General features: G+C 72.4%; 25 protein-coding genes. 19 read left to right on the top strand and 6 right to left on the bottom strand.

Features of this window, described 5'->3' with window-relative positions:
- Positions 1 to 4: 4 nt before the first annotated feature.
- Entirely contained in the window at positions 5 to 886 is an 882-nt protein-coding gene (locus tag ACFE7W_RS17210) for a DUF3097 domain-containing protein (protein ID WP_375426047.1), read from the bottom strand.
- Positions 887 to 982: 96 nt separating this feature from the next.
- On the opposite strand from ACFE7W_RS17210, the gene ACFE7W_RS17205 reads away from it, so the two are divergent.
- Entirely contained in the window at positions 983 to 1,600 is a 618-nt protein-coding gene (locus ACFE7W_RS17205) for an LON peptidase substrate-binding domain-containing protein (RefSeq protein WP_375426064.1), read from the top strand.
- A 22-nt stretch (positions 1,601 to 1,622) separates the two neighbouring features.
- Here ACFE7W_RS17205 and ACFE7W_RS17200 read toward each other — a convergent pair whose 3' ends face one another.
- Together ACFE7W_RS17200 and ACFE7W_RS17195 are read right to left on the bottom strand one after the other, a co-directional pair.
- Positions 1,623 to 2,645: a LacI family DNA-binding transcriptional regulator gene (locus ACFE7W_RS17200; protein ID WP_375426046.1), complete on the bottom strand. Its 1,023-nt coding sequence runs from the start codon at positions 2,643 to 2,645 to the stop codon at positions 1,623 to 1,625.
- A 74-nt stretch (positions 2,646 to 2,719) separates the two neighbouring features.
- Complete coding sequence (locus ACFE7W_RS17195; RefSeq protein ID WP_375426045.1) at positions 2,720 to 3,571, bottom strand: MBL fold metallo-hydrolase; 852 nt, start codon at positions 3,569 to 3,571, stop codon at positions 2,720 to 2,722.
- Positions 3,572 to 3,635: 64 nt separating this feature from the next.
- Between ACFE7W_RS17195 and hrcA the strand changes: the two genes are divergently transcribed.
- Genes hrcA through ACFE7W_RS17180 form a run of 3 tightly spaced genes read left to right on the top strand, consistent with a single transcriptional unit; the run spans position 3,636 to position 6,602 of the window.
- Complete coding sequence (gene hrcA, locus ACFE7W_RS17190; RefSeq protein ID WP_375426044.1) at positions 3,636 to 4,649, top strand: heat-inducible transcriptional repressor HrcA; 1,014 nt, start codon at positions 3,636 to 3,638, stop codon at positions 4,647 to 4,649.
- Between the two features lie 49 nt (positions 4,650 to 4,698).
- Positions 4,699 to 5,874, top strand: a complete 1,176-nt coding sequence (dnaJ, locus tag ACFE7W_RS17185) for a molecular chaperone DnaJ (protein ID WP_375426043.1) — start codon at positions 4,699 to 4,701, stop codon at positions 5,872 to 5,874.
- On the top strand, positions 5,871 to 6,602 hold the full coding sequence (locus tag ACFE7W_RS17180; RefSeq protein ID WP_375426042.1) for a 16S rRNA (uracil(1498)-N(3))-methyltransferase: 732 nt from the start codon (positions 5,871 to 5,873) through the stop codon (positions 6,600 to 6,602). The genes dnaJ and ACFE7W_RS17180 overlap by 4 nt, the downstream gene beginning before the upstream one ends.
- A 13-nt stretch (positions 6,603 to 6,615) precedes the next feature.
- On the opposite strand, the gene ACFE7W_RS17175 is transcribed toward ACFE7W_RS17180, so the two are convergent.
- Positions 6,616 to 7,488, bottom strand: coding sequence for an aminoglycoside phosphotransferase family protein (locus ACFE7W_RS17175; protein WP_375426041.1), 873 nt, complete (start codon positions 7,486 to 7,488; stop codon positions 6,616 to 6,618).
- Positions 7,489 to 7,583: 95 nt separating this feature from the next.
- On the opposite strand from ACFE7W_RS17175, the gene ACFE7W_RS17170 reads away from it, so the two are divergent.
- The 8 genes from ACFE7W_RS17170 (at position 7,584) to ACFE7W_RS17135 (ending at position 13,698) form a co-directional block, all read left to right on the top strand.
- The gene (locus ACFE7W_RS17170) at positions 7,584 to 8,465 is read left to right on the top strand and encodes a hydrolase (protein ID WP_375426040.1); all 882 of its coding nucleotides are present in this window, start codon (positions 7,584 to 7,586) and stop codon (positions 8,463 to 8,465) included.
- Positions 8,462 to 8,932 (top strand): DUF5709 domain-containing protein, encoded by a 471-nt coding sequence (locus ACFE7W_RS17165; RefSeq protein WP_375426039.1) that lies wholly within the window; start codon positions 8,462 to 8,464, stop codon positions 8,930 to 8,932. Before ACFE7W_RS17170 ends, ACFE7W_RS17165 begins: the two co-directional genes overlap by 4 nt.
- A 276-nt stretch (positions 8,933 to 9,208) precedes the next feature.
- Complete coding sequence (locus tag ACFE7W_RS17160) at positions 9,209 to 10,150, top strand: PhoH family protein (protein ID WP_375426063.1); 942 nt, start codon at positions 9,209 to 9,211, stop codon at positions 10,148 to 10,150.
- A gap of 7 nt (positions 10,151 to 10,157) precedes the next feature.
- Positions 10,158 to 10,631: an rRNA maturation RNase YbeY gene (ybeY, locus tag ACFE7W_RS17155; protein ID WP_375426038.1), complete on the top strand. Its 474-nt coding sequence runs from the start codon at positions 10,158 to 10,160 to the stop codon at positions 10,629 to 10,631.
- A gap of 30 nt (positions 10,632 to 10,661) precedes the next feature.
- Positions 10,662 to 11,999 (top strand): hemolysin family protein, encoded by a 1,338-nt coding sequence (locus tag ACFE7W_RS17150; RefSeq protein ID WP_375426037.1) that lies wholly within the window; start codon positions 10,662 to 10,664, stop codon positions 11,997 to 11,999.
- Positions 11,996 to 12,367 (top strand): cytidine deaminase, encoded by a 372-nt coding sequence (locus tag ACFE7W_RS17145; RefSeq protein ID WP_375426036.1) that lies wholly within the window; start codon positions 11,996 to 11,998, stop codon positions 12,365 to 12,367. Before ACFE7W_RS17150 ends, ACFE7W_RS17145 begins: the two co-directional genes overlap by 4 nt.
- The gene (gene era / locus ACFE7W_RS17140; protein ID WP_375426035.1) at positions 12,354 to 13,331 is read left to right on the top strand and encodes a GTPase Era; all 978 of its coding nucleotides are present in this window, start codon (positions 12,354 to 12,356) and stop codon (positions 13,329 to 13,331) included. Before ACFE7W_RS17145 ends, era begins: the two co-directional genes overlap by 14 nt.
- A gap of 73 nt (positions 13,332 to 13,404) precedes the next feature.
- A complete protein-coding gene (locus ACFE7W_RS17135; RefSeq protein WP_375426034.1) occupies positions 13,405 to 13,698 on the top strand; it encodes an antibiotic biosynthesis monooxygenase in 294 nt (97 codons plus the stop codon).
- Positions 13,699 to 13,721: 23 nt separating this feature from the next.
- Here ACFE7W_RS17135 and ACFE7W_RS17130 read toward each other — a convergent pair whose 3' ends face one another.
- A complete protein-coding gene (locus ACFE7W_RS17130) occupies positions 13,722 to 14,765 on the bottom strand; it encodes a GNAT family N-acetyltransferase (protein ID WP_375426033.1) in 1,044 nt (347 codons plus the stop codon).
- Between the two features lie 388 nt (positions 14,766 to 15,153).
- On the opposite strand from ACFE7W_RS17130, the gene leuA reads away from it, so the two are divergent.
- Together leuA and ACFE7W_RS17120 are read left to right on the top strand one after the other, a co-directional pair.
- Positions 15,154 to 16,842, top strand: coding sequence for a 2-isopropylmalate synthase (leuA, locus tag ACFE7W_RS17125; protein WP_375426062.1), 1,689 nt, complete (start codon positions 15,154 to 15,156; stop codon positions 16,840 to 16,842).
- A 581-nt stretch (positions 16,843 to 17,423) separates the two neighbouring features.
- A complete protein-coding gene (locus ACFE7W_RS17120; protein WP_375426032.1) occupies positions 17,424 to 17,924 on the top strand; it encodes a hypothetical protein in 501 nt (166 codons plus the stop codon).
- A 58-nt stretch (positions 17,925 to 17,982) separates the two neighbouring features.
- Here ACFE7W_RS17120 and recO read toward each other — a convergent pair whose 3' ends face one another.
- Positions 17,983 to 18,723 carry a DNA repair protein RecO gene (recO, locus tag ACFE7W_RS17115; protein ID WP_375426031.1) on the bottom strand — a complete coding sequence of 247 codons (741 nt, stop codon included), beginning with the start codon at positions 18,721 to 18,723 and terminating at the stop codon, positions 17,983 to 17,985.
- Positions 18,724 to 18,750: 27 nt separating this feature from the next.
- On the opposite strand from recO, the gene ACFE7W_RS17110 reads away from it, so the two are divergent.
- From ACFE7W_RS17110 to ACFE7W_RS17090, 5 genes are all read left to right on the top strand, one after another.
- Positions 18,751 to 19,572 (top strand): isoprenyl transferase, encoded by an 822-nt coding sequence (locus ACFE7W_RS17110; RefSeq protein WP_375426061.1) that lies wholly within the window; start codon positions 18,751 to 18,753, stop codon positions 19,570 to 19,572.
- Positions 19,573 to 19,690: 118 nt separating this feature from the next.
- Positions 19,691 to 20,713, top strand: a complete 1,023-nt coding sequence (locus ACFE7W_RS17105; protein ID WP_375426030.1) for a 3-oxoacyl-ACP synthase III — start codon at positions 19,691 to 19,693, stop codon at positions 20,711 to 20,713.
- Positions 20,710 to 23,310 carry an alpha/beta fold hydrolase gene (locus ACFE7W_RS17100; RefSeq protein ID WP_375426029.1) on the top strand — a complete coding sequence of 867 codons (2,601 nt, stop codon included), beginning with the start codon at positions 20,710 to 20,712 and terminating at the stop codon, positions 23,308 to 23,310. Before ACFE7W_RS17105 ends, ACFE7W_RS17100 begins: the two co-directional genes overlap by 4 nt.
- Before the next feature lie 10 nt (positions 23,311 to 23,320).
- On the top strand, positions 23,321 to 24,304 hold the full coding sequence (locus ACFE7W_RS17095; RefSeq protein WP_375426028.1) for an NAD-dependent epimerase/dehydratase family protein: 984 nt from the start codon (positions 23,321 to 23,323) through the stop codon (positions 24,302 to 24,304).
- A 23-nt stretch (positions 24,305 to 24,327) separates the two neighbouring features.
- A complete protein-coding gene (locus ACFE7W_RS17090; RefSeq protein WP_375426027.1) occupies positions 24,328 to 24,726 on the top strand; it encodes a PPOX class F420-dependent oxidoreductase in 399 nt (132 codons plus the stop codon).
- Position 24,727: the final 1 nt, after the last annotated feature.

The raw sequence follows: 24,727 nt of genomic DNA, 5'->3' as shown, positions 1-24,727 counted from the left end.
TGCCTCAGTCCTCATGATCATCAAGATGATCTTGGGTCACGAAGTCGATCAGCTGCTCGACCGTGGTGAGCAAGGGACGTTCGAGGTCGGACCATGATCGAACCCGGCCCAAGATCATCTTCCAGGCGGCGGCGATGTCGGCCTGGTCTCGGTGCGGCAGCCGCAGCACGTCGCAGATGCCGGCCTTCCACTCCACGTCGCGGGGAATCTGCGGCCACGCCTTGAGCCCGACCCGGTCGGGCTTCACCGCGGCCCAGATGTCGACGTACGGGTGGCCGAGCACCAGCACGAACTCGCCGTCGCGGCGGCGCGCGACCTGCTCGGCGATCCGGGTCTCCTTGCTGCCGGGCACCAGGTGGTCGACCAGCACGCCGAGCCGCCGGCCCCGCTCGGGCCCGAACTCCTCGACGATGGCCGGCAGGTCGTCGATGCCGCCCAGGTACTCCACGACCACGCCGACGTGCCTCAGGTCCTCGCCCCAGATCCGCTCGACCAGCTCGGCGTCGTGCCGACCCTCGACGTAGATCCGGCTGGGCAGGGCCACCTTCGCGCGTTCCGCGGGCCTGGCCACCGAGCCCGAGGCCGTCTTCCGCTGCGGCCCGCCCGCAGACGCGCGTTTGGCCGGGACCAGGGTGACCGGGCGTCCCTCGTGCAGGAACCCGCCCCCGAGGGGAAAGCTACGGAGCTTGCCGCGCCGGTCCTCGAGCACCACGATGCCGTTCTCGAGCCGGGTGACCGCGCCCACGAAGCCGGTGGTGGCGTCCTCCAGCACCTGGCCCCCGCTCACCACCAGCTCGGTGCTGACGACCTTGCCGGCCTCGCGCCAGCCGGCGCTCAGGACGTCGGTCGCGTAGCGGTGCTGCGGGCTTCGTTCCTGGCGCGTCACCCCGGCAGCGTAGGGGCGCGGACGGCGGACGGGCCGCAGCGAACCGCCCGGACCGCGGGCTTTGCGACGACGTGTGAGGCTGGAGACGTGCCGGTCATGCCGATGTTCCCGTTGGGCTCCGTGCTGTTCCCCCACATGCCCGTCTCGCTGCGGGTGTTCGAGGAGCGCTACCTGATCATGCTGTCCCAGCTGGTCAAGGCCGAGGACGGCCGGTTCGGCGTGGTGCTGATCGAGCGCGGCTTCGAGGTCGGGGGCGGCGAACAACGGTTCGACATCGCGACGGCGGCCGCGGTGGTCCAGCTGGGCGCCTCGGAGGGCATCGTCGGCCTGGTCGCCCAAGGTAGCGAGCGGGTCCGGGTGACCGAGTGGCTGGCGGACGACCCGTACCCACGGGCCGAGGTCGAGCCCGTGCCGGAGCTCGTGTGGGAGTCGTGGCTCCAGCCGCTGCGGGAGGAGACCGAGCAGCTGGTCCGCCGCTCGATCGCCCAGGCGAGCGAGTTCTCCGAGCTGATCTGGCCGGCCGACGTCGAGCTGTCGGAGGACCCCGTCGCCGCTCTCTGGCAGCTGGCCGCCATCGCGCCGCTCACGGCGTACGACCAGGTCGCCCTGCTGCGCAGCACCACCGCCGAGGAGCTGCTGACGCGGCTGACCGAGCTGGTCGGTGAGGCGGCGGTGGCCTGGCAGACCGCCTGGCCGGACGAGGAGGCGACCTGAGCCGGGCTCGGGACCGCAGCTCTCAGTGCGGAGCCGGGCCGGTCGAGGCCCGGACGACGAGCTCGATGGGCAGCAGCACCTGGCGGGGGGCCGCCTCCGGGTCGACCAGCAGCCGACCGACCGCACGACCGCGCTCACCGATGGGCTGGGCGACCGTGGTCAGATCGTTCTGACCGGCCGCGGCGATGTCGTCGAAGCCGCACACGGACACATCGGTCGGGACGGCGTAGCCGAGGTCGGTGAGGGCGGTGAGCGCACCCAGGGCCAGCACGTCGCTCAGCCCGACGATGGCGGTCGGTGGCTCGGGACGGTGCATCAGCCAGCGGGCGGCCGCCGCGCCGGAGGCGAGGGCGTTGTGGCCGGCCGAGATGACCTCGACCCGGCCGGTGAGGCTCTGCCGCAACCCCCGGAGGCGGCTCGCGTAGTCCACGAACGTCACCACGTCGGCGTCCAGCTCCACCACCTCGCCGCCGGCCGGCGCGTTGGTGTCGACGACGACCGCGACGTCGTGGTGCCCGAGGCCGGTGAGGTGCTCCCCGACCAGGACGCCGGCCCGCTCGTCGTCGATCGCCACCCAGCTGCCGTCGGGGTCGCTGACCAGGTCGGTGCTGACCAGCCGGATGCCGCGGGCCTTGGCCACCGCACCGGCCGGGTGGTCGGCCGGCAGCGACAGGATCGTCAGGGCGTCGATGCTCGCCCGCTGGACCGAGCGGACGTCGGGCTCGTCCTCGCTCAGGCTCAGCGGCATCAGCAGGACGCTGACGCCGTGCTGCTCGACCACCTCGCTCAGCCCGCTGAGGAACTCCACCGCGAACGGGTCGGAGAAGGCGTAGGAGAGCCGCTCGGTCAGCAGCACCCCGACCGCCTCCGAGCGGCCCACCCGCAGCGCCCGGCCGGCGGCGTCGGGCCCGGCGTAGCCCAGCTCGGCGGCCTTCGCGAGGATCCGTTCCCGCAGCGCGGCGGACAGCTGGTCGGGCCGGTTGTAGGCGTTCGAGACGGTCGCGGGCGAGACCCCCAGCGCCGCGGCCAGCGTCTTCACCGTCACCTTGACCGACTTGTCAGAACCTCCGAGGGCTATGGGCCTCTGTGCTTCTGACAACTCGGAACCCTGATCCGACATCAGGCGAGGGGGAGGATCGGTCGGACGCCCTTGACGCCGCGGCCGGCGAGGGCGGCGTAGCCAGGGGCGATGCCCGCGGCGATCTGCTCGGACGGGTAGGGCCAGTCTCCGGCCGCGAGGGCGTCGGCCTCGGCCACGCCGGCGTCGACCAGCCGGATCAGCTCACCGGAGACCGCTGCGACCCGGCCGCGCGCCTCGAACGCGAACTCACGGTCCACCGGCTGGCCGTGTCCGGGCACCGCGCGGGTGCCCGCGGTCATCAGCCCTATCACGCCGTCCAGGGTGGCGGCCCACTCGTGCGGCCGGCTGTCCGGGCCGTACCAGGGCGGCCCCGCCGACTCCAGCAGGTCGCCGACGAAGAGCAGGTCGGCGTCGGGCACGACGACGAGCAGGTCGCCCTCGGTGTGACCGGCTCCGAGGTGCGCCACCTCGACGCGCCGGTCGCCGAGGTCGATCGACGCGGCCACCGCGAGACCGCGGGACGGGAGCCGGAGCTCGTCGGGTCCGAGGCCGAGCTCCGCGGCGTCCACCAGGGCTTCGGGACCTACCAGCCGGTCGGCCACCGACTCGTGGGCCAGCGTGGGCACGTCGGGAAAGGCGCCCAGCCCGAAGGCGTGGTCGTGGTGCCAGTGCGTGAGGATCACCGCGCGCAGGGGGCGGTCGGTGACCGAGGCGACCGACTCCCGCAGCTGCCGGCCCTGGTCAGGGGTCGAGCCGGTGTCGACCAGCAGGGCTCCGGTGCTGCCGACGACCAGGCCGAGGTTGACCCTCGCTGGCTCGGCGACGGCCACGTAGACGCCGTCGGCGACCTCCCGCCACGGCGAGAGGGCCAGCGTCGCAGGGTCGTCCATCCGGCTAGACTGGCACTCCGACTGCAGGAGTGCCAAACCTTCGACGTCGCCTGGAGGGAGAACCGTGGACGAGCGCAAGCTCGAGGTGCTGCGCGCGATCGTGAGCGACTACGTGTCCAGCCAGGAGCCGGTCGGTTCCAAGGCGTTGGTCGAGCGGCACGACCTCGGCGTCTCCCCGGCCACGGTCCGCAACGACATGGCTGCGCTGGAGGAGGAGGGGTACATCACCCAGCCGCACACCAGCGCGGGCCGAATCCCCACCGACAAGGGCTACCGGCTCTTCGTGGACCGGCTCGGCTCGGTCAAGCCGCTGTCGGCGGCCGAGCAGAAGGCGATCCAGACCTTCCTGGCCGGGGCGGTGGACCTCGACGACGTGCTGCGGCGGACGGTCCGGCTGCTGGCCCAGGTCACCCAGCAGGTGGCGATCGTGCAGTACCCGAACCTCAACCACTCCACGGTCCGCCACGTCGAGGTGGTGTCGCTCTCGCCGTCCCGGTTGCTGCTGATCCTGATCACCTCGACCGGTCGGATCGAGCAGCGGGCCCTCGAGCTGCCCGACATCGACGACGAGACGTTGGCCCAGCTGCGCGCCCACCTGATCGCGGCAGCGGTCGGCCACCCGTCCTCGACGGCCGCGACCCGGCTGACCGACCTGCTCGCTCAGCTGCCGCCGGCCCTCGGGGCGATCGGCCAGGTGGCCGTGGCGACGTTGTTGGAGATGCTGAGCAGCGAGGCGTCGGCCCGGATGGTGGTGGGCGGGATGCCCCACCTGTCGCGGTTCGGCTCCGAGTTCGAGGCGGGGGTGAAGCCGGTGCTGGCGGCCCTGGAGGAGCAGGTCGTGCTGCTCAAGCTGCTGGGTGAGGCCACCACGGCCGACGCGGTGACCGTGCGCATCGGCCAGGAGAACCCGTACAAGGAACTACAGTCGACCTCGGTGGTCGCCAGTGGCTACGGCAGCCAGGTGGACACCTTTGCCACCCTCGGCGTGGTCGGCCCCACCCGGATGGACTACCCCTCGACCATGGCGTCGGTGCGTGCAGTCGCCCGCTACGTCGGTCGATTCCTTTCCGAAGGATGACGCCCAGACCTATGAGCGGCCCCCGTGAGCCCCTCCGAAGGATGAACCGATGAGCTCTGACTACTACGAGACCCTCGGGGTATCGCGCGACGCGACGCCCGAGCAGATCAAGAAGGCCTACCGCCAGCTGGCGATGAAGCTGCACCCCGACGTGGCGGCCGAGCCCGATGCGGCCGACCGTTTCAAGAAGGTCGCCGAGGCCTACGAGGTGCTGCAGGACCCCAAGAAGCGCGACCTGTACGACCGCGGTGGTGACCCGCTCGGCGGCGGGATGGGCGGCTTCAACGGCGCCCAGGGATTCGGTGGCGGCCAGGCGGGCTTCGACTTCGGCAACCTCGTCGACGCGATGTTCGGCCAGCAGCGGACGCGTGGACCCCGGTCCCGGGTGGACCGCGGTCAGGACGCGCTGGTCCGGCTCTCCCTCGAGCTGGCCGAGGCCGCGTTCGGCACCAGCAAGGCGCTGCAGGTCGAGACGGCCGTGCTGTGCCCGCGCTGCAGCGGGTCCGGCGCGAACGAGGGCTCCCAGCCGGTCACCTGCCGCACCTGCCACGGCCAGGGTGACGTCACCCACGTGCAGCGCTCCTTCATCGGCGACATCCGGACCACGCAGCCCTGCCCGACCTGTCGCGGCTACGGCACGGTCATCCCCGACCCGTGCGTGGAGTGCGCCGGCGACGGCCGGGTCCGCTCGAACCGCAGCATCACCGTCAAGGTCCCGGCCGGGGTCAGCACCGGCAACCGGATCCACCTCTCCTCCTACGGTGAGGTCGGGCCCGGCGGCGGCCCGGCCGGCGACCTCTACGTCGACGTCACCGTCCAGCCCCACGAGGCGTTCCGGCGTGAGGGCGACGACCTCGAGACGGTCGTCCGGATCCCGATGACCGCCGCCGCGCTCGGCACCGAGGTCGCGGTCCCCACCCTCGAGGCCGACCTGGAGGACTCCGACCCGGCCGACCGCGCCGTCCAGGTCCGGGTTCCGGCCGGCACCCAGTCCGGGACGCGGGTGGCCCTGGACGGTCACGGCGTGCCCCGGCTGCGCGCCGGTGGCCGCGGCCAGCTGGGCGTCACCCTGCTGGTGCAGACCCCGACACGGCTCGACGACGAGCAGCGCGAGCTGCTGCGCCAGCTGGCCGCGCTGCGGGAGGAGACCGACTCCGAGGGCACCGTCCAGCGCCACGGCAAGGGCGTGTTCGGGCGGCTCCGGGACGCCTTCGCCGGTCAGTGACCGCGCCTCTCTTCCTGGCCGAGGACCTGGCCGACCCGCTGCCCTCAAGAGGCGCGCCGCTGACGCTGGGCGGGGACGAGGGCCGGCACGCGGCCGTGGTCCGACGGATCGGGCCGGGGGAGTCGGTGCTGGTCAGCGACGGCCGGGGCCGGGGCGTCCGGGCCACCGTGCTGTCCGCGGACAAGACGGGCCTGCAGCTGGAGGTCGTCGAGACGCTGGCCGCCCCGGAGCCCGCGGTCCGGGTGGTCGCGGTGCAGGCGCTGGCCAAGGGGGACCGGTCCGAGCTGGCCGTCGAGATGCTCACCGAGGTGGGCGTGGCCGAGATCTGGCCCTGGCAGGCGTCCCGCTCGATCGTCCGCTGGTCGGCCGAGCGCGGCGACAAGGCCCTGGCCCGCTGGCGCTCCACGGCCCGGGAGGCGACCAAGCAGTCGCGGCGGCTGCGGCTGCCCGACGTACGGCCGGTGCTCAGCACGGCGGAGCTCGCCGCCGCCCTCGCCGGGCTCGACCTCGCGCTGGTGCTGCACGAGGACGCGACCACCCCGCTACGTGAGGTCGCGCTGCCCGAGGCCGGCACGGTCGCCCTCGTCGTCGGCCCTGAGGGCGGGATCTCGGCCGAGGAGCTGGAGCGCTTCGACGCCGCCGGCGCCCACCCGGTGACCGTGAGTGACGGCGTGCTGCGTACCTCGACCGCCGGCGTCGTGGCCGTCGCCGGTCTGCTGCTCCGGTAGCCCTGACCCCGGGTCAGGTCGCGTCCGCGTGGTCGGCCAGCACCGCTTCGATGACGGCCCGGGACTCCCCGGTCGTGTCGTCGGCCAGCGTGATCAACGCCTTCCACAGCGCCCAGCCCCGGCCGCGGGACCAGGTGGCGGCGTCGAGGCCGAGCGCCTGCCGGAAGGCCGGCCGCGCGCGGCCGTCCAGCAGCGTCCAGGCCACGACGACGTCGCAGGCGGGGTCGCCGACGCCGCTGGTACCGAAGTCGATCACCGCGGCCAGCCGCCCCTCACGGACCAGGAGGTTGCCGGTCGCGACGTCCCCGTGGAACCACACAGGATCCGCCGGCCAGGCGGACGCCAGCGCGTGCTCCCAGACCTGACGGCAGGCGGCGACGTCGACCTGGCCGGCCAGCGTCTCGAGCGCGCGCTCGGTCTCGTCGGCGTAGACGGTGAGCGGTCCGCCGCGGAACCAGTTGTGCGGCCCCGGAGCCGGCCCACCGACGGCGTCGACCCCGCGCAGGGCGACCAGGAAACCGGCGAGGTCGGCGGCGAACGCGCCGAGGTCGGCCACGTTCGCGGTCGTCGCCGGCTCGCCCGTGATCCACCGGTTGACCGACCACTCGTACGGATAGCCCTCACCCGGTACGCCCCTGGCCACCGGGGTCGGGATCGGCAGCGGCAGCAGCGGCGCCAGCCGGGGCAGCCACTCCTGCTCCTTGGCCACCTCGAGGGCGTACCAGTCGCCCGACGGCAGCCGCACGCTCAGCTCGTCGCCGAGCCGGTAGGTGCGGTTGTCCCAACCCCCGACACTGGCGGCGGACACCTCCAGCGACGCCCACTGCGGGAACTGCGAAGCGATGAGCCGGCGGACCAGGGCGGCGTCGATCTCGGGTGGCGGCACGGGCCCGATCCTGCCCGGGCGCCCATCGTCCTGCCCACTGGTTTGTGTCAGTAGCTCCGGCGAGGATGAGCCTGACCGTCGAGAAGAGGAGCCTCATGACCGTCTGGAGCTGCCGCACCTGTGCCGTCGAGCACGCCGACACCCCGGAGCCGCCGGAGCGCTGCGCGATCTGCAGCGACGACCGGCAGTACGTACTGCCGGCGGGCCAGCGCTGGACCACGCTGGCCGAGCTGCGCGCCGACGGTCGTCGCGGGCACCTCGAGGAGGTCGAGCCGGGTCTGACGGGCGTCACCGTCGAGCCCCAGGTCGGCATCGGCCAGCGTGGGCTCCTCGTCCGGACGCCGGCGGGCACCCTGCTCTGGGACCCGGTCGGCTACGTCGACGACGACCTCGAGGCCGAGGTCCGCGCGCTCGGGGGGCTGGCCGCGATCGCGTCCAGCCACCCGCACATGTTCGGGGCCCAGGTCGCCTGGTCGCACCGGTTCGGCGGCGTGCCGGTCTGGGTGGCCGGCGCCGACCGGGAGTGGGTGCAGCGCGAGGACCCGGTGGTCCGCGCGTACGAGGACGAGGTGGAGGTGCTGCCCGGCGTCCGGCTGGTGCGGATCGGGGGCCACTTCGCGGGCAGTGCGGTGGCCCACCTGACCGGGGCGGACGGCCGCGGCGTGCTGCTCAGCGGCGACACCGTCGCAGGAACGCCGGACGAGCACTGGGTCAGCTTCCTCCGCAGCTACCCGAACAAGGTCCCGCTCTCGGCCGCGGTGGTCGAGGTGGTCGCCCGGCGGGTGCTGGCGCTCGACTTCGACCGGCTCTACGACAACGTCGGCGGCTGCGTCCGGGCCGACGCCGCCAGCTGGGTACGGCGCTCGGCCGAGCGCTACACCGCCTGGGTGCGGGGTGACTACGACCACCTCACCGGCACGGTCGGCGAGGTCCCCGGCCGGGCCGTCGGGGCGGCGCGTGGCAGGCTGGAGCCATGAGCGAACAGCCCCAGACGCAGTCCTACGAGCAGACCCCCGACCGGGAGGACCAGCTCGACCAGGACCAGCTGCAGCCCTACAACAACCTCGACGACCGCGGCGTGGCCGACGCTCTCGACGAGGGTTACTCCCCGCCTGAGAAGCCGTCCGCGCTGCTGCGCGAGGGGCCGCACGAGACCCTCGACGAGCGGCTGGCCGAGGAGGTTCCCGAGCCGGACCCGTACGCCGAGCCCGAGGTCGCGCCGGACAACCTCACCGAGCAGGCCGACTTCATCGCCGACGGCGAGAGCGACTTCGTCGACGACGGAGAGGTCGGTGACGTGCGCGCCGGCCGGCTGATCGACCCCAACGCGGGCATCGGCCCGGACGAGGACAAGGAGCTGATCGGTGAGGACGCGGGCATCGACGCCGGCGCCGCCAGCGCCGAGGAAGCGGCGATACACATCGTCCCCGACGACCAGCCCTGACGAGTCGGCAGCAGGTGCGCGTCCTGGCGGATTCTGCCGGGAATTCTTGGGGGCTTGCCGGGGGTTCACTAGGATGAACCCCACATGTCCCTGGGCTTCGCCGTGCGCGGAGTCCTTTCGTCAGCGAGGAAAACCCTGAGCAGGTCAGACAACTCGGCTCGATCCACCGGCCCCACCGGCCCGCGCACGCCCGCTCCTCGCTCCCTGGGCACGCCACCCCCTGACGAACCCGCGGTGCAGGACATCCGCCGGGTGACCGTGCCGGTCTCGGTCGAGATGGTCAACATCCTGGGTCCGCGGGACGAGTTCCTCCGCATCCTCGAGCGTGACCTGGACGCGGCCATCCACGTCCGCGGCAACGAGATCACCCTCAGCGGCTCGACCGCGGCGGTCGAGCTGGCCGCCGAGGTGGTGACGGAGCTGGTCACCGTGCTACGGACGGGCCAGGGCCTGACCGCGGACGCCGTCGAGCGGATCTGCTCGATGCTCGCGGCCCGGGAGGAGACGCGTCCGGCGGACGTCCTCACCCAGAACATCCTGTCCTCGCGTGGCAAGACCATCCGGCCCAAGACGCTGAACCAGAAGCGTTACGTCGACGCCATCGACAAGCACACCGTGGTCTTCGGGATCGGACCGGCCGGCACGGGCAAGACCTACCTGGCCGTGGCCAAGGCTGTAGAGGCGCTGCAGAACAAGGAGTGCACCCGGATCATCCTGACCCGGCCGGCCGTCGAGGCGGGTGAGCACCTGGGCTTCCTGCCCGGGACCCTGAACGACAAGATCGACCCGTACCTGCGTCCGCTCTACGACGCACTGCACGACATGCTCGACCCCGACTCCATCCCGCGGCTGCTGACGGCCGGCACCATCGAGGTCGCGCCCCTGGCCTACATGAGGGGCCGGACGCTCAACGACGCGTTCATCATCCTGGACGAGGCCCAGAACACCTCCCAGGAGCAGATGAAGATGTTCCTGACCCGGCTCGGCTTCGGGTCGAAGATCGTGGTCACCGGTGACGTCACCCAGGTCGACCTGCCGGGCGGCACCCGGAGCGGGCTGCGCGTCGTCCAGGGCATCCTGGACGACGTCGACGACATCGCCTTCTGTCACCTGACCAACCACGACGTCGTCCGGCACAAGCTCGTCGGCCGCATCGTCGCGGCGTACGACCGGTTCGAGGCCGACCAGCCCGAGCCGTCGTCCCGCGGCCACCGGTGACCAGCGCATGAGTGTCGACCTGAACAACGAGTCCGGTCTGGAGGTCGACAGTCCGGGTCTCGTCCGGCTCGCCACCTTCGCGCTCGACCAGCTCCGGATCCATCCGCAGGCCGAGCTGTCGATCCTGTGCGTGGACGAGGACACGATGGCCGCCTACCACGAGAAGTACATGGGTGAGCCCGGCCCGACCGACGTGCTCAGCTTTCCGATGGACGAGCTCCGGCCGCCGGGCGAGGAGGACGAGCCGCCGATCGGGCTGCTCGGCGACATCGTGCTCTGCCCGGCCGTGACCGACCGCCAGGCCCGCGAGCACCACCGGACCGCGGCGGCCGAGGCCGAGTACCTGCTGATGCACGGCATCCTGCACCTGCTCGGCTACGACCACGCTGACGACGACGAGCGCTCGGAGATGTTCGGACTCAAGGACCGGGTCCTGGCCACGTGGGCCGAGCAGCGTCCCGACCGGGAGCCGGCCCGATGAGTCGGGCTGACTCATGAACCGGGTCGCGTCATGAACCAGTCCGACTGGGTCCAGCTGGTCGCCGCGCTGGTCCTGGTCGTGCTGGCCAGCTTCACCGCCATGGCCGAGGCTGCCCTCTACTCGTTCTCGAAGTCCCGTGCGGACCGGCTCATCGCCGACCGCGCCCGGGGCGCGGCCCGCGTCCGCAAGATCGCCGAGGACCCGCCGCAGTACCTGAACACCGCGCTGCTACTGCGGACGGTGTTCGAGATCACCGCCATCGTCCTGGTCGCGCTGGTGGTCTTCGGGCACTTCCGCGCCACGGGCGAGCGGGTCCTGTTCACCGCGGGCTCGATGATCGTGGTCTCCTACATCTTCTGGGGGGTCGCCCCGCGGACGGTCGGCCGGCAGCACGCCGACGCGGTGGCCGGCGCCGCGGCCGGGCCGCTGGTCGCGTTCACCCGGGTCCTCGGGCCGATCCCGCGGCTGCTGATCATGGTCGGCAACGCCGTGACCCCCGGCAAGGGCTTCATCGACGGCCCGTTCGCCACCGAGGCCGAGCTGCGCGAGCTGGTCGACCTGGCGGAGGCCAGCGAGGTGATCGAGTCGGGCGAGCGGCGGATGATCCACTCCGTGTTCGACCTCGGCAACACCATCGTCCGCGAGGTGATGGTGCCCCGGACCGACATGGTCTTCATCGAGGAGCACAAGACGCTGCGGCAGGCGGTCTCGCTCTCGCTGCGCTCGGGTTTCAGCCGGATCCCGGTGATCCGCGACGGGCTGGACGACGTGGTGGGCGTGCTCTACCTCAAGGACGTGATCAAGCGCGTCTACGACTCGCCCAACACCCAGTCCACCGAGCGGGTGGGGCCGGTGATGCGCCACCCGGTGCTCTGCCCGGACTCCAAGCCCGTCGACCAGCTGCTGCAGGAGATGCAGGCCCAGCGGGTGCACCTGGTGATCGTGGTCGACGAGTTCGGCGGCACCGCGGGCATGGCCACCATCGAGGACATCCTGGAGGAGATCGTCGGTGAGATCACCGACGAGTACGACGAGGAGAACACCGACATCGCCCGGCTGGACGAGGGCCGCTACCGGGTCTCGTCCCGGCTGCCGGTCGACGAGCTGGGCGACCTGTACGGCCTCGAGCTCGAGGACGAGGACGTCGAGACCGTGGGCGGCCTGATGTCCAAGCACCTGAACAAGGTGCCCATCGCCGGGTCGGTCGTGGAGATCGAGGGCCTGCGGCTGGTGGCCGAACGGCCCAACGGCCGTCGCAACCGGGTCGGCTCGGTGCTGGTCACCCGGCTCGACGAGCCGGAGACCGCCGAGGACGCCCAGACCGAGGCCGCCACCCGGCTGGTCGCCGAAGAGACGGCTGTCTCGTGAGCGGACCCACCACCGGTCCCGCGCCGACCGACCCCGAGGACGTCAAGATCATCACCCTGGCCCGCGCGGCCCTGGCCCGGACGGCGGCAACCTCGGGAGCCTGCCTGCGCGACACCGACGGCCGGACCTACGCCGCGTCCAGCGTCGCCCTGCCGCACCTCCGGCTCTCCGCGGTCGCCGTCGCGGTGGCCATGGCCATCTCCTCAGGCGCCCAGGGCCTGGAGGCTCTCGCCCTCGCGGGGGCCGACGGACCGAGCGGTGGTGACCTCGACGTCCTCCGGGACCTGCCGGGTACCGGCGTCGTTCTCTGGCACGTCGACCCGCGCGGCCAGGTCGTGCAGAAGGTGGCCCTCGATGACCCCCGCTGACCCGCCCGCCCAGCCCGGCGTGGCTCTGTCCGACCACGAGCGCCCCGAGGGCTTCCGCTCCGGCTTCGCCTGCTTCGTCGGCCGGCCCAACGCCGGCAAGTCCACGCTGACCAACGCCCTCGTCGGCAGCAAGATCGCCATTGCCTCGTCCAAGCCGCAGACCACGCGGCACGCCATCCGCGGCATCGTCCACCGGCCTGACGCCCAGCTCGTGCTGATCGACACCCCAGGCCTGCACAAGCCGCGGACCCTGCTCGGGGAGCGGCTCAACGACCTGGTCCGGGGCACTTGGACCGAGGTCGACGTGATCGGGGTCTGCCTCCCGGCGGACGCGAAGATCGGACCGGGGGACACCTACCTGGTCGGCCAGATCGCGGCCCTGCCGCGCAAACCCCAGCTCGTGGCCATCGCCACGAAGTCCGACCTCGTCTCGCCCGTCCGGATGGCCGAGCACCTGATGCGCATCCAGGCCCTCGAGACCGAGCTCGGCGTGACCTGGCTGCACATCGTCCCGGTGTCCGCGGTCGGCGACGACCAGCTGGACGAGCTCGCCGACGCCCTGGTCAGCCTGCTGCCGGAGGGCCCGCCTCTGTACCCGGACGGCGACATCACCGACGAGCCGGAGGAGACCCTGGTTGCCGAGCTCATCCGCGAGGTGGCCCTCGAGGGTGTCCGCGACGAGCTGCCGCACTCGATCACCGTGGTGGTCGAGGAGATGGGCCTGCGCGCCGACCGCCCCGCCGACCGGCCGTTGCTCGACGTCTACGCGAGCATGATCGTCGAGCGCGACTCCCAGAAGGGCATCATCATCGGCCACCGGGGCAGCCGGCTGCGTGACCTGGGCGAGGCGGCCCGGCACCAGATCGAGGCGCTGCTGGGCACTCCGGTCTACCTCGACCTGAGGGTCAAGGTCCTCAAGGAGTGGCAGCGCGACGCCAAGCACCTCAACCGGCTGGGCTTCTGACCGGGGGTTCCTTGACCCGACGGCGCCGAGAGCAGCACAGTGGCAGCACCACCCTCGACGGACCGGAGAGCCGATGCACGCCACGCTGCGCAGGATCAAGACCCGACCGGGCCAGGTGGGCGAGGTCGCGAGTCTGATCGAGACCCAGTACGTGCCCCAGATCGAGGCCGTGCCCGGTTTCGTGTCCTACACCCTGGTCGACCTCGGGGACGACGAGATCTCCAGCGTCGGGGTGTTCCAGGACCGGGCCAGCGCGGACCGCGCCAACGACGTCGCACGGTCCTGGACGAGTGAGGTGCTCGCCCCCTATGTGGCGACGCCGCTCGAGGCCGCGGCCGGGTCCGTCCTGGTCGACCACCGCGGCTGACCCCGCCCTCACCGGGTGGTGGGTCAGGCTGTGGCCAGCGCCACGGCCGGCTCGGTCCCGGTTCGGGCCGGCGTCAGCTGCCGTTCGAAGACGTGGAAGATCCGGTCCAGCCGGTAGCCGAGCGCTTCGTTGACGCTGATCATGTAGTCGTTGCCGGCCTGGTTGGAGGTCTCGATGTACTCGAGCTGCGGCTCGGTCTCCGCGAGCCAGGCCATCATCTCGATCTTGAGCAGCAAGCCCAGCCGCCGGCCCCGGTGCTCCCGGCTGACGGCGGTGTCGCACTGCACACCTCGACTCGGTCGCAACGGGTTGACCGCGACGACGGTGTGGCCGCCGAGCCGTCCGGTGGAACGGTGCCGCGCGACCACCCGGTAGACGTGCTCGCCGCGACCCCTCGCCGCTGTCTCCACGTCGCGCATCAAGTCGAGGTCGAAGACCTCCGGCTCGTAGGTGAGGTCGCCCATCGGCGCGTCGTTGATCGACTCGGCCACCTCGGCGACCTCGGTCATCAGCTCATCGGTCAGCGGTGGCAGCAGCCGCTGCAGCTCGTACTCCGACGCGGCCGCCTCAGCCTCGCGGCGCAGGACGCCCACGGCGTCGGGGGCCACCTCGGCGAGGTGCTGCTTGCGGCGGGCCTCGGGGCTCGCGAAGCGGAAACCATGATGGGTGGCGAACGCCGTCGGGGCGGGGTCGTCGGACGGACCGCCCACCCAGACCGTCGTCCGGCCCGCCTCGTCCGCGCGGCGGATCACCTCCGCCATGATCGCGCTGCCGTGGCCGTGGCGCCGGTGGTCCGGGTGCACGGTGATGTCGGCCCACACCAGGTGCAGGTTGTCGCGCGAGGGCAGGTCGATCGAGAGCAGTCCTACAGGCGCCGCGCCGGGCTCGGGTGCGTAGAGGTACCACTCGTCGGGACGCAGGTCCCAGCCGTAGCGCAGCCATCGGCGCTGGAGCTCGAGCACGGGGGCGGGGGAGCCCGGGTCGTCGAGGCGGCGCGCGGCCTCGAGGATCTCGATGGTCGCGGCCAGGGCAGCGTCGTCGTCGGGCTGCACGCGGTGGAAGGACATCTCCCCAGGGTGCCGCAGCGGTGTGACGCAGGCCACCGAATTATGCGCGCCCTGCTTGGCGACGCCGCTGCCTGCGGGCTAGGGTGGCGGCGTGGTCGGCACCGAGCGCACCTCGCTCCTCCTTCGTCGCCGCAGCGAGGCCCGCTAAGGGCTGGCATCCTCGCTGCGGAGTCGAGCGTGCCCGGCCTGCTCCCCACCACCCAGCGAGGACCCCATGACCACCACCCCTGACTCCATCCCGGCTGACTCCATCCCGGCCGACCGCATCCCGGCTGACGCCATCGCGGCGATCTCCTACCCGACGGCGTCCTACCCACCGGCCCCGAGCACCGACGCCGGCTCCTTCGGCACCCGGACCCAGTCCGTTCCGGTGCAGCAGCCCAGCCCGATGCCCTACGGCCGCTACCGCGCCTTCCCGCCGATCGACCTGCCCGACCGCACCTGGCCGTCCCGTCAGATCACGAAGGCGCCGCGGTGGCTCTCGACCGATTTGCGTGACGGGAACCAGGCGCTGATCGATCCCATGACGCCCGCCCGCAAGCACAAGATGTTCGACCTGCTGGTCCAGATGGGCTACAAGGAGATCGAGGTCGGCTTCCCCTCGGCCAGCCAGTTCGACTTCGACTTCGTCCGCCAGCTGATCGAGCGGGGGATCCCCGACGACGTCACCATCTCGGTCCTGACCCAGGCCCGCGAGGACCTGATCGAGCGGACGGCCGAGTCCCTGGTCGGGGCGCAGACCGCCACCATCCACCTTTACAACGCGACGGCGCCCCTCTTCCGCCGGGTGGTCTTCGGCGTCGACAGGCCCGAGTGCATCGCGCTCGCCACCCGGGGCACCGAGCTGGTGATGAAGTACGCGGAGCAGTACCTGGGCGACGTGGAGTTCGGCTACCAGTACTCCCCGGAGATCTTCACCGGCACCGAGATGGACTTCGCCGTCGAGGTCTGCAACGCGGTGATGGACGTCTGGCAGCCCGCCGCCGGCCGCGAGATCATCCTGAACCTGCCCGCGACCGTCGAGATGGCTACGCCGAACGTCTACGCCGACCAGATCGAATGGTTCAGCCGGCACGTCCAGCGGCGGGAGCACGTCGCCATCTCGCTGCACCCGCACAACGACCGCGGCACCGCCACCGCCGCCACCGAGCTGGCCCTGATGGCCGGTGCCGACCGCGTCGAGGGCTGCCTGTTCGGCCACGGCGAGCGGACCGGCAACGTCGACTTGGTCACCCTGGGGATGAACCTGTTCAGCCAGGGCATCGACCCCGAGATCGACTTCTCCCGGATCGACGACATCCGTCGCACCGTGGAGTACTGCACGAACCTGCCGGTCCACCCGCGCCACCCGTACGCGGGGGACCTAGTCTACACCGCCTTCTCCGGCTCCCACCAGGACGCCATCAAGAAGGGCCTGGAAGCGCTGGACAGGCAGGCGGCGGCCGAGGGCGTGCCCGTCGGCCAACTGATGTGGGAGGCGCCCTACCTGCCGATCGACCCGCACGACGTGGGGCGCTCGTACGAGGCCGTGATCCGGGTGAACTCCCAGTCGGGCAAGGGCGGCGTCGCCTACATCATGAAGTCCGAGCACAACCTGGACCTGCCGCGGCGGCTGCAGATCGAGTTCAGCCGGGCTGTCCAGTCCCACACCGACGCTGACGGTGGTGAGGTCGGGGCTGCGCGGCTCTGGGAGATCTTCACCGCCGAGTACCTCGCCGTCGACGAGCCGTTGCGGCTGGTCGGCGTCCGCGCCACCTCCACGAGCGGCGGCCACGACTCGGTCACCGCGACGGTGGTGCACCAGGGCAGGGAGACCGAGCTGAGCGGCGAGGGCAACGGCCCCGTCTCGGCCTTCGTCGACGCCCTACTGGCGCTGGGCCACCATGTCCGCGTCCTCGACTACGCCGAGCACGCCCTCTCCTCCGGCGGCGACGCGTTCGCCGCGGCGTACGTGGAGTGCGAGGTCGGCGACGGCGAGTCCAGCGAGGTGGTCTGGGGGGTGGGCATGGACGCCAACATCGTCACCGCCTCCCTCAAGGCGGTCGTCTCCGCCGTCGACCGGGCCGCCACCGCCTGACCGCTGGATAGTGCTGCGCTGTGCCGTGTGTACCCGGCACAGCGCAGCACCATCAGCCGAGTTGTCCACAGATCGTTCGTCGGACCTGGCTGTGGCGCTGTCGGCACCAGCAGGGTGGAGCCGTGCGCAGGCGAGTCGACCCCGGACCGGAGCTCCTCTCCTTGGCTGCGGCCCAGTCCGGGGTGGTCAGCGCTGCCCAGGCCGAAACGCTCGGCGTCGGGCGGCACTCGCGTCAGCGGCTGCTGGGAAGCGGCCAGTGGCATCGGGTCGAGGGGACGGTCTACGCGGTCCGACCTCCTCCGCTCGAGTGGACGGGGGAGGCGTGGACAGGGGTCCTGCTGGGGGGCGGCGCGAGCCGGCTGGGTGGTCGGTCTGCTGGTTTCCTGCACCGTCTCACCGACGAGCGGCCAGACATCGTTGAGGTGCTCGTGCCCCCGACCTCGCGGGCGCGAGACCGTGGGCGGTGGACCTTCCTGCGCGAGACGCCGGGGTTCCGCGATGCACGCTCTCCGGGCGAGCCGCCACGCATCACCTTGGAGGACACGGTGCTCGACCTTTGCGAATCGGCAGATCCAGAAGCCATGGCCTCCTGGGTGACCAGGGCTGTCCAGACCCGGCGGACCACGTCGGTCCGGCTCCGACGAGCACTCGAGGCGCGGAGCCGTCACGGGCAGCGGCAGCTGCTGTCCGAGCTGCTGGGCGACGTCGCACCCGGGATTGACTCCCCGTTGGAGCTGCGCTACCTCCGCGATGTCGAAAGACCGCACGGGCTCCCGAAGGCCGACCGTCAGCACCTGTCCCGACACCGTCACCGCCGCGAGGTGGTCTATGTCCAGTACGGACTGGTCGTCGAGCTCGACGGCCGGCTGGGCCATGAGGGCATGGGGCGGTTCCGCGACATGCACCGCGACAACCTCGCCCTGGTGCTCGGCCAGGGCACGCTGCGCTACGGCTTCGGCGATGTCGCCGGCCGGAGCTGCCTCGTGGCCCGCCAGGTCTTCGGTGTGCTGGCCGCCCGGGGCTTTGCCGGTCCTTTCATCCGCTGCGTCCGTTGCCTCGACATCCCCGAGAGCGAGTTCTAGCTAAGACGTCGCTGCGCTGTGCCGTGACTACACGGCACAGCGCAGCATTGTCTCCCCGTCAGCGCTCGACGTGGACCAGGGAGCGGAGGTTGCGGTCGAGGTGCCAGATGGCGAAGGCGGAGGTGATGCCGCTGGCTTCGCGGGCCACGCCGGGGGTGACCTCACGGGTGTCGACCCAGCGGCCCTCGAGCAGGGCGGCGAGCAGCGAGAGGGTCGCGGGGGAGGGCCGGGACGAGCCGGCCGGGCGGCAGCGTTCGCAGACCACCCCGCCGGTCGCGGGGGAGAAGGCGGTGTGCGGACCGACCAGCCCGCAGCGGGCGCAGTCGGTGAACGAGGGGGCGTAGCCGGCCACGGCGAGGGCGCGCAGCAGGTAGGAGTCGAGCACCATCGAGGCCGGGCGCGGTCCGTCGGCCGTGCCGCGGTTGAGCACCCGGAGCGCCCTGACCAGCAGCAGGTACTGCTGCAGGGACGGCTCGCCCTCCTCGACCACCAGCCGGTCGGCGGTCTCCAGCATCACCTGGCCGGCGGTGTAGGTCGGGTAGTCCTCGGTCAGCGCCGGACCGAACGCGTCCAGGGACTCCACCTGGGTGACCACGTCGAGGGTCCGGCCCTCGGCGAACTGCAGGTCGACGTGGGAGAAGGGCTCCAGCCGCGCGCCGAACTTCGACGACGTCCGCCGGACGCCCTTGGCCACGGCCCGGATCTTCCCGCGACGGCGGCTCAGCAGCGTGATGATCCGGTCGGCCTCGCCCAGCTTGTGCGTGCGCAGCACCACGGCTTCGTCGCGGTAGGTGGGCACCTCGATAGTGTCCCGCACATGGCCAAGATGCAGCGCCGAGCCGCGCGGGAGCGCGACCGGGTCCCGCGGACTCCCACGCCGCACGCCTCGGGGGCGCGGCCGCCGACGGTCCCGGCGGGGCAGCTGCCCCGCCACGTCGCGATCGTGATGGACGGCAACGGACGTTGGGCGAAGGCCCGCTCGCTGCCGCGGACCGAGGGCCATGCCCGCGGCGAGGAGTCGCTCTTCGACGTGATCGAGGGGGCCATCGAGGTCGGTGTCAAGTACCTGTCGGCGTACGCGTTCTCCACCGAGAACTGGAAGCGCTCGCCGGAGGAGGTCCGCTGGCTGATGGGCTTCAACCGGGACGTCATCCGGCGCCGCCGGGACCAGATGGACGCCCTGGGTGTCCGGGTCCGCTGGGCCGGCCGACGGCCGCGGCTGTGGCGCAGCGTGATCAGCGAGCTGGAGGACGCCGAGGCCCGGACGATCGACAACGACGTGCTGACGCTGCAGTTCTGCGTCAACTACGGCGGCCGGGCCGAGATCGTGGACGCGGCCCGGCGGGTGGCCGAGCTGGCCGCGGCCGGCCGGCTCGACCCGGCCAAGCTGACCGAGGAGCGCTTCCGGCGTTTCCTCGACGAACCGGAGATCCCCGACGTCGATCTGTTCGTCCGCTCCTCCGGCGAGCAGCGGACCTCGAACTTCCTGGTCTGGCAGTCCGCGTACGCCGAGATGGTCTTTCTCGACCGGCTGTGGCCGGATTTCGACCGCCGTGACCTGTGGCGGGCGATCGAGCTCTACGCCGACCGTGACCGCCGGTACGGCGGGGCTGTCCCGAACGCCGTCCCGCCCTCCGAAGGCCCCTGACCAGGGACCCGAGCCGGATCGGGCACCTGGGAGCCCGTGAGATGATTGCGCGATTCGATTGGGCGACAATCCGCGCGCGAGCACTTCGGGTGCGGTGCAACGGGATAAGGGCACGGACATGACCGGGAACGCAACGTATCGGCTGAGCAACACCAGCATCCTCTCCGTCGTGGGGGTGGAGGCGCCCGTCGTCGCCACCTCGGCGGCCTTCGACGACCGGCTGACGGCCACGTTCGAGCGCACCGGCATGCGCCGCGGGATGCTCCTGGAGCTGGCCGGTGTCCAGGAGCGGCGCTGGTGGCCCGAGGACGTGAGCTTCGCCGACGCCGCTTCCCTGGCGGGGGCCAAGGCCCTGGCCGAGGCGGGCATCACCCCCTCGCAGGTCGGTGTCCTCATCAGCACCGCCGTGACCCGTCCGCACCTGGAACCCTCCTCCGCCGCGGCGGTCCACCACCAGCTGGGCCTGCCGACCAGCTGCTTCAGCTTCGACATCGCGAACGCCTGCCTGGGGTTCGTCAACGGGCTGCAGGTGGCGGGGTTGATGATCGACTCGGGTCAGGTCGACTACGCGCTGGTCGTCGACGCGGAGTCGGTCCGGGCGCTGCACGAGGCCACCCTCCAGCGCCTCGAGCGCCCAGACGCCACGGCCGAGGAGGTCAAGGCCCAGTTCGCCAGCCTGACCATCGGCTCGGGGGCGGCGGCGATGGTCCTCGGTCGCACCGACCAGCACCCCGAGGGCCACCGGGTGGTCGGTGGGGTCAGCCGCTCGGGCAGCGAGCACCACGAGCTGTGCATCGGCGACATGAACCTCATGCAGACCGACAGCCGGGCGCTGTTCGAGGCCGGCATCGTGCTGGCCACGCAGACCTGGGAGGACGCCCGCGACGACTTCGACTGGACCTGCGTCGACTACTTCTTCTGCCACCAGACCTCGGTCAAGCACATCGCCGCCATGGCGGCCGTGCTCGGGGTCAGCCCGGACCGCTGCCCCACGACCGTCGAGACCTACGGCAACCTGGGCGCCGCGGCAGTCCCCTTCACCCTGGCCCAGAACCTCGACCGGCTGCAGCCCGGGATGCGCGTGATGCTGATGGGCATCGGCTCCGGCCTCAACACCTCCTACGCCGAGATCGCCTGGTGATCCTCGGGCCCGACGCGCTTTCCGGGCTCCCGGACCTCGACCCGCAGTGGTCCCGCACCGTCGAGGTGACCGACCGCACCGAGGTGACCTACCGCTGGCACGTCCTCGAGCGGACCGTCCCCGAAGGCACGCCGACGGTGGCGACCATGCTCTGCGTGCACGGCAACCCCACGTGGTCGTTCCTCTGGCGCCGCTTCCTCGCCGCGGCCCCGCCGGGGTGGCGCGTGGTGGCCGTGGACCAGCTGGGAATGGGCTTCTCCGACCGGACGGCCGCCCCCCGGACGCTCACCCAACGAGTCGACGACCTGGGCGACCTCACCGACGCGCTGGCCATCACCGGACCGGTGGTCACCGTCGGCCACGACTGGGGCGGCATCATCTCCGCCGGCTGGGCGCTGGCCCACCGCGACCAGCTGCGCGGGGTGGTGCTCACCAACACCGCCGTCCACCTGGCCGAGGACGACGCGGGCCCGGGCCTGATCCGGCTGGCCCAGGCGCCGCTGCTGCGCGGCACCGTCTGCGTCCGGACGCCGGTGTTCGTCCGCGGGGCCAGCGCGCTGTCCCGGCCGTCCCTGCCCACCGACGTCCGGCGCGGGCTGGAGCGGCCCTACGCCCACGCGGGCGACCGGGTGGCCGTCGGAGACTTCGTCGCGGACGTGCCCTTCGGCGGCGACCACCCGAGCCGGTCGGCGTTGGACGCGATCGCCGACAGCCTGCCCACGTTGACCGACGTCCCGGCGCTGCTGATGTGGGGACCGCGCGACCCCGTCTTCGCCGAGCGCTACCTCGACGACCTGCTCCAGCGGCTGCCGCACGCCGACGTCCAGCGCTATCCGCGCGCGTCCCACCTGGTCACCGAGGACGCGCCGCAGGCCGCGACCGACGCCTGGCGCTGGATCACGACACGTACGGGACCGGACGCGACGCCACCGGAGGTCCGGCCGGCCGAGTCCGACGAAGCGCCGTGGCTCCCGCTGCTCGAGCACACCGACGACCCGACCACGGCCGTGGTCGAAATTCATGACGGAGAGCGCCGAACGGTCAGCTTCGCCGAGCTGAACTCCCGGATCCGCCACCTGGGTGCGGGGCTCGCCGCCTCGGGCGTCCAGCCGGGGGACCGGGTCGCCCTGCTGGTCCCGCCCGGAATCGACCTGACCGTGGCGGTCTACGCGTGCTGGCAGGCCGGGGCGGCGATCGTGGTCGCCGACGCCGGGCTCGGCGTGCGCGGGATGGCGCACGCCCTGCGCAGCGCTGCCCCGCAGCACCTCGTCGGCATCCCGAAGGCGCTCGTCGCCATGGCGGCGCTGCGGGTCCCGGGCCGTCGGATCGTGGTGGGAGGCGGAGCTGCGGCCGCGAAGGCCTTGGGCTGGCGCGCCGAGATGTCCGGACTCGAGCGGCTCGGCGCTGACCTCGACCTGCCCGAGCTGCCAAGCGGTGACGCCGAGGGTGCGGTGCTGTTCACCTCGGGCGCGACCGGGCCGGCCAAGGGGGTGGTCTACCGGCTGTCCCAGCTCCGGGCCCAGATCGACCACATCGCCGCGGTGCTGCGGCTGGGGCCGGACGACCGGCTGGTGGCCGCGTTCGCCCCCTTCGCCCTCTACGCGCCGGCGATCGGCATCGGCGCCGCCGTCCCCGACATGGACGTCACCGCTCCGCACACCCTGACCGCGTCCGCGCTGGCCGACGCCGTCGAGGCCATCGACGCGACCAGCGTTTTCGCCTCACCGGCGGCGCTGCGCAACGTCGTCGCCACGGCCGACGCCCTGACTGACGGGCAGCGGACCGCGCTCGCCGGCGTCCGGACGGTGCTGTCGGCCGGCGCCCCGGTACCGGCGACCCTGCTGCGGCGGGTGCAGCTGCTGCTGCCCACCGCCGAGCTGCACACCCCGTACGGGATGACCGAGGTGCTGCCCGCGACCGACATCTCCCTCGCCCAGATCGAACGGGCCCAGGTCGAGGCGGCCGGTGCCGGGAACGGCGTCTGCGTCGGGCTGCCGCTGGACGGCGTCCAGCTGACCCTGAGCCCGCTGGACGAGCTCGGTCGCGCCGAGGGCGAGCTGACCGACCAACCCGGGGTCACCGGTGAGGTGCTGATCGCCGCCGCGCACCGCAAGGAGCGTTACGACCGGCTGTGGGCCACCGAGCAGCAGAGCTCGCGCAACCCCGGGTGGCACCGCAGCGGCGACGTCGGCCACCTCGACGACGAGGGCCGGCTGTGGGTGGAGGGCCGGCTGGTGCACGTGGTGACCACGCCGGACGGCCCGGTCACCCCGGTCGGGGTGGAGCAGAGCATCGAGCTGCTGGACGGGGTCACCGCCGCCGCCGTGGTCGGAGTCGGCCCGACGGGCACCCAGCAGGTGGTGGTCGTCGTCGTGCCGCCCGGGCACCCGGCACCCCGCACCCACCTCGCCGCCCCGGATCTTGCCGCGGAGGTCCGGGCGGCCTCACCGGTCGCACTGGCCGCGGTGCTGGTCGCCGACGTGCTCCCGGTGGACATCCGGCACGCCTCGAAGGTCGACCGCGCCGAGGTCGCTCGCTGGGCCGGTCGGCTGCTCGCCGGTGAGCGTGCGGGCCGCCTCGCCAAGGTGCGCCGGTGAGAGGCGACCGATGAAGGTCCTGGTCACCGGGGCGAGCGGGCTGCTGGGCGGGCGGACGGCCTCGGCGCTGGCCGGACGCGGGGATGAGGTCACCGTCCTGCAGCGTCGACCGTCCGGGCTCGGCCTGCGCGAGGTCCTCGGCGACGTCGCCGACGCCGCCGCCGTCGCCGCCGCCACCGAGGGCCAGGACGCCGTCGTGCACCTGGCGGCGAAGGTCAACGTGACCGGTCCGCCAGCCGCGTACCACCAGGCCAACGTCGTCGGCACCCGGACGGTGGTGGCCGCCTGCGAGCAGGCCGGCGTGCCGCGGCTGGTCAACGTGTCGTCACCCTCGGTGGCCCACGCCGGCACCTCGCTGGTGGGGGTCGGCGCCGGTCCGGCCGATCCGGTGCACGCACGCAGCCCGTACGCCCGGAGCAAGGCGGAGGCGGAGCAGATCGCGCTGGCCGCCGACTCATCCACGCTGGCCGTCCTGTCGCTACGGCCGCATCTGGTCTGGGGTCCCGGCGACACCCAGCTCGTCGGCCGCTTCGTAGCCCGGGCCCGGACCGGGCGGTTGCCGCTGATCGGTACCGGCGCGGTCCTCGTGGACACCCTCTACATCGACAACGCGGTCGACGCCCTGGTCGCCGCGGTCGACCGCTGCTCGCCCGACGGCGTCCACGGCGAGGCTCTCGTGGTCACCAACGGCGAGCCGCGGCCGATCGCGGAGATCATCGCCGGCTGGGTGGGCGCGGCGGGACTGGCGCCGCCCGTGCGGCACCTCCCAGCCTCACTGGCCCGGGCCGCCGGTGCAGCGACGGAGGCACTCTGGTCGCTCCGGCCGGGCGACGACCAGGACCCGCCGCTGACCCGCTTCGTCGTGGAGCAGCTCTCCACCGCCCACTGGTTCGACCAGCGCCGGACGCGGGCGGCGCTGGCCTGGACGCCCGCCATCAGCCTGGACGAGGGCCTCGCCGAGCTGGCCAGTTGGTACTCCCGGCACGACTCCTGACCCATCCCGAAAGGCTTCACACCATGACGGACCTGCCCGCCGGCCTGCTCGAGCTGCTCACTCAGCCGAGCCCGTGCTTCATCGCCACGACCATGCCCGACGGCTCGCCGCAGCTGACCCAGACCTGGGTCGACACCGACGGCGAGCACATCGTGATCAACACCGTGCAGGGCTTCCAGAAGGTCCGCAACATGGAACGCGACCCCCGGGTGGCGGTGGCGGTGTCCGACCCGGCGAACCCGTCGCGCTACTTCCACGTCCGGGGCGAGGTCGTCGAGATCACCGCCGAGGGAGGGGCGGAGCACATCGAGCGGCTGGCCCAGCGCTACCTGGGCGGGCCCTACCCCTGGTACGGGGGCCGGGACCAGGTGCGGCTGATCGTCCGGATCCGGCCCGACCGGGTCGGGCGGATGGGCGGCTGAG

The organism is uncultured Friedmanniella sp. (assembly GCF_964244285.1).
In the GTDB taxonomy this organism is placed as follows: Bacteria; Actinomycetota; Actinomycetes; order Propionibacteriales; family Propionibacteriaceae; genus Microlunatus.
Note: the sequence above shows the minus strand (reverse complement) of the source record. Positions and strands in the feature narration are given on the sequence as shown.

Bases quoted from the DNA above. Each gene is read 5' to 3' on its own strand.
- ACFE7W_RS17205 (WP_375426064.1), top strand. From the start codon at position 983: ATGCCGATGTTCCCGTTGGGCTCCGTGCTGTTCCCCCACATGCCCGTC.
- ACFE7W_RS17195 (WP_375426045.1), bottom strand. From the start codon at position 3,571: ATGGACGACCCTGCGACGCTGGCCCTCTCGCCGTGGCGGGAGGTCGCC.
- dnaJ (WP_375426043.1), top strand. From the start codon at position 4,699: ATGAGCTCTGACTACTACGAGACCCTCGGGGTATCGCGCGACGCGACG.
- ACFE7W_RS17170 (WP_375426040.1), top strand. From the start codon at position 7,584: ATGACCGTCTGGAGCTGCCGCACCTGTGCCGTCGAGCACGCCGACACC.
- ACFE7W_RS17165 (WP_375426039.1), top strand. From the start codon at position 8,462: ATGAGCGAACAGCCCCAGACGCAGTCCTACGAGCAGACCCCCGACCGG.
- ACFE7W_RS17160 (WP_375426063.1), top strand. From the start codon at position 9,209: ATGGTCAACATCCTGGGTCCGCGGGACGAGTTCCTCCGCATCCTCGAG.
- ybeY (WP_375426038.1), top strand. From the start codon at position 10,158: ATGAGTGTCGACCTGAACAACGAGTCCGGTCTGGAGGTCGACAGTCCG.
- ACFE7W_RS17150 (WP_375426037.1), top strand. From the start codon at position 10,662: ATGAACCAGTCCGACTGGGTCCAGCTGGTCGCCGCGCTGGTCCTGGTC.
- era (WP_375426035.1), top strand. From the start codon at position 12,354: ATGACCCCCGCTGACCCGCCCGCCCAGCCCGGCGTGGCTCTGTCCGAC.
- ACFE7W_RS17135 (WP_375426034.1), top strand. From the start codon at position 13,405: ATGCACGCCACGCTGCGCAGGATCAAGACCCGACCGGGCCAGGTGGGC.
- ACFE7W_RS17130 (WP_375426033.1), bottom strand. From the start codon at position 14,765: ATGTCCTTCCACCGCGTGCAGCCCGACGACGACGCTGCCCTGGCCGCG.
- leuA (WP_375426062.1), top strand. From the start codon at position 15,154: ATGCCCTACGGCCGCTACCGCGCCTTCCCGCCGATCGACCTGCCCGAC.
- ACFE7W_RS17120 (WP_375426032.1), top strand. From the start codon at position 17,424: ATGGCCTCCTGGGTGACCAGGGCTGTCCAGACCCGGCGGACCACGTCG.
- ACFE7W_RS17110 (WP_375426061.1), top strand. From the start codon at position 18,751: ATGCAGCGCCGAGCCGCGCGGGAGCGCGACCGGGTCCCGCGGACTCCC.
- ACFE7W_RS17105 (WP_375426030.1), top strand. From the start codon at position 19,691: ATGACCGGGAACGCAACGTATCGGCTGAGCAACACCAGCATCCTCTCC.
- ACFE7W_RS17095 (WP_375426028.1), top strand. From the start codon at position 23,321: ATGAAGGTCCTGGTCACCGGGGCGAGCGGGCTGCTGGGCGGGCGGACG.
- ACFE7W_RS17090 (WP_375426027.1), top strand. From the start codon at position 24,328: ATGACGGACCTGCCCGCCGGCCTGCTCGAGCTGCTCACTCAGCCGAGC.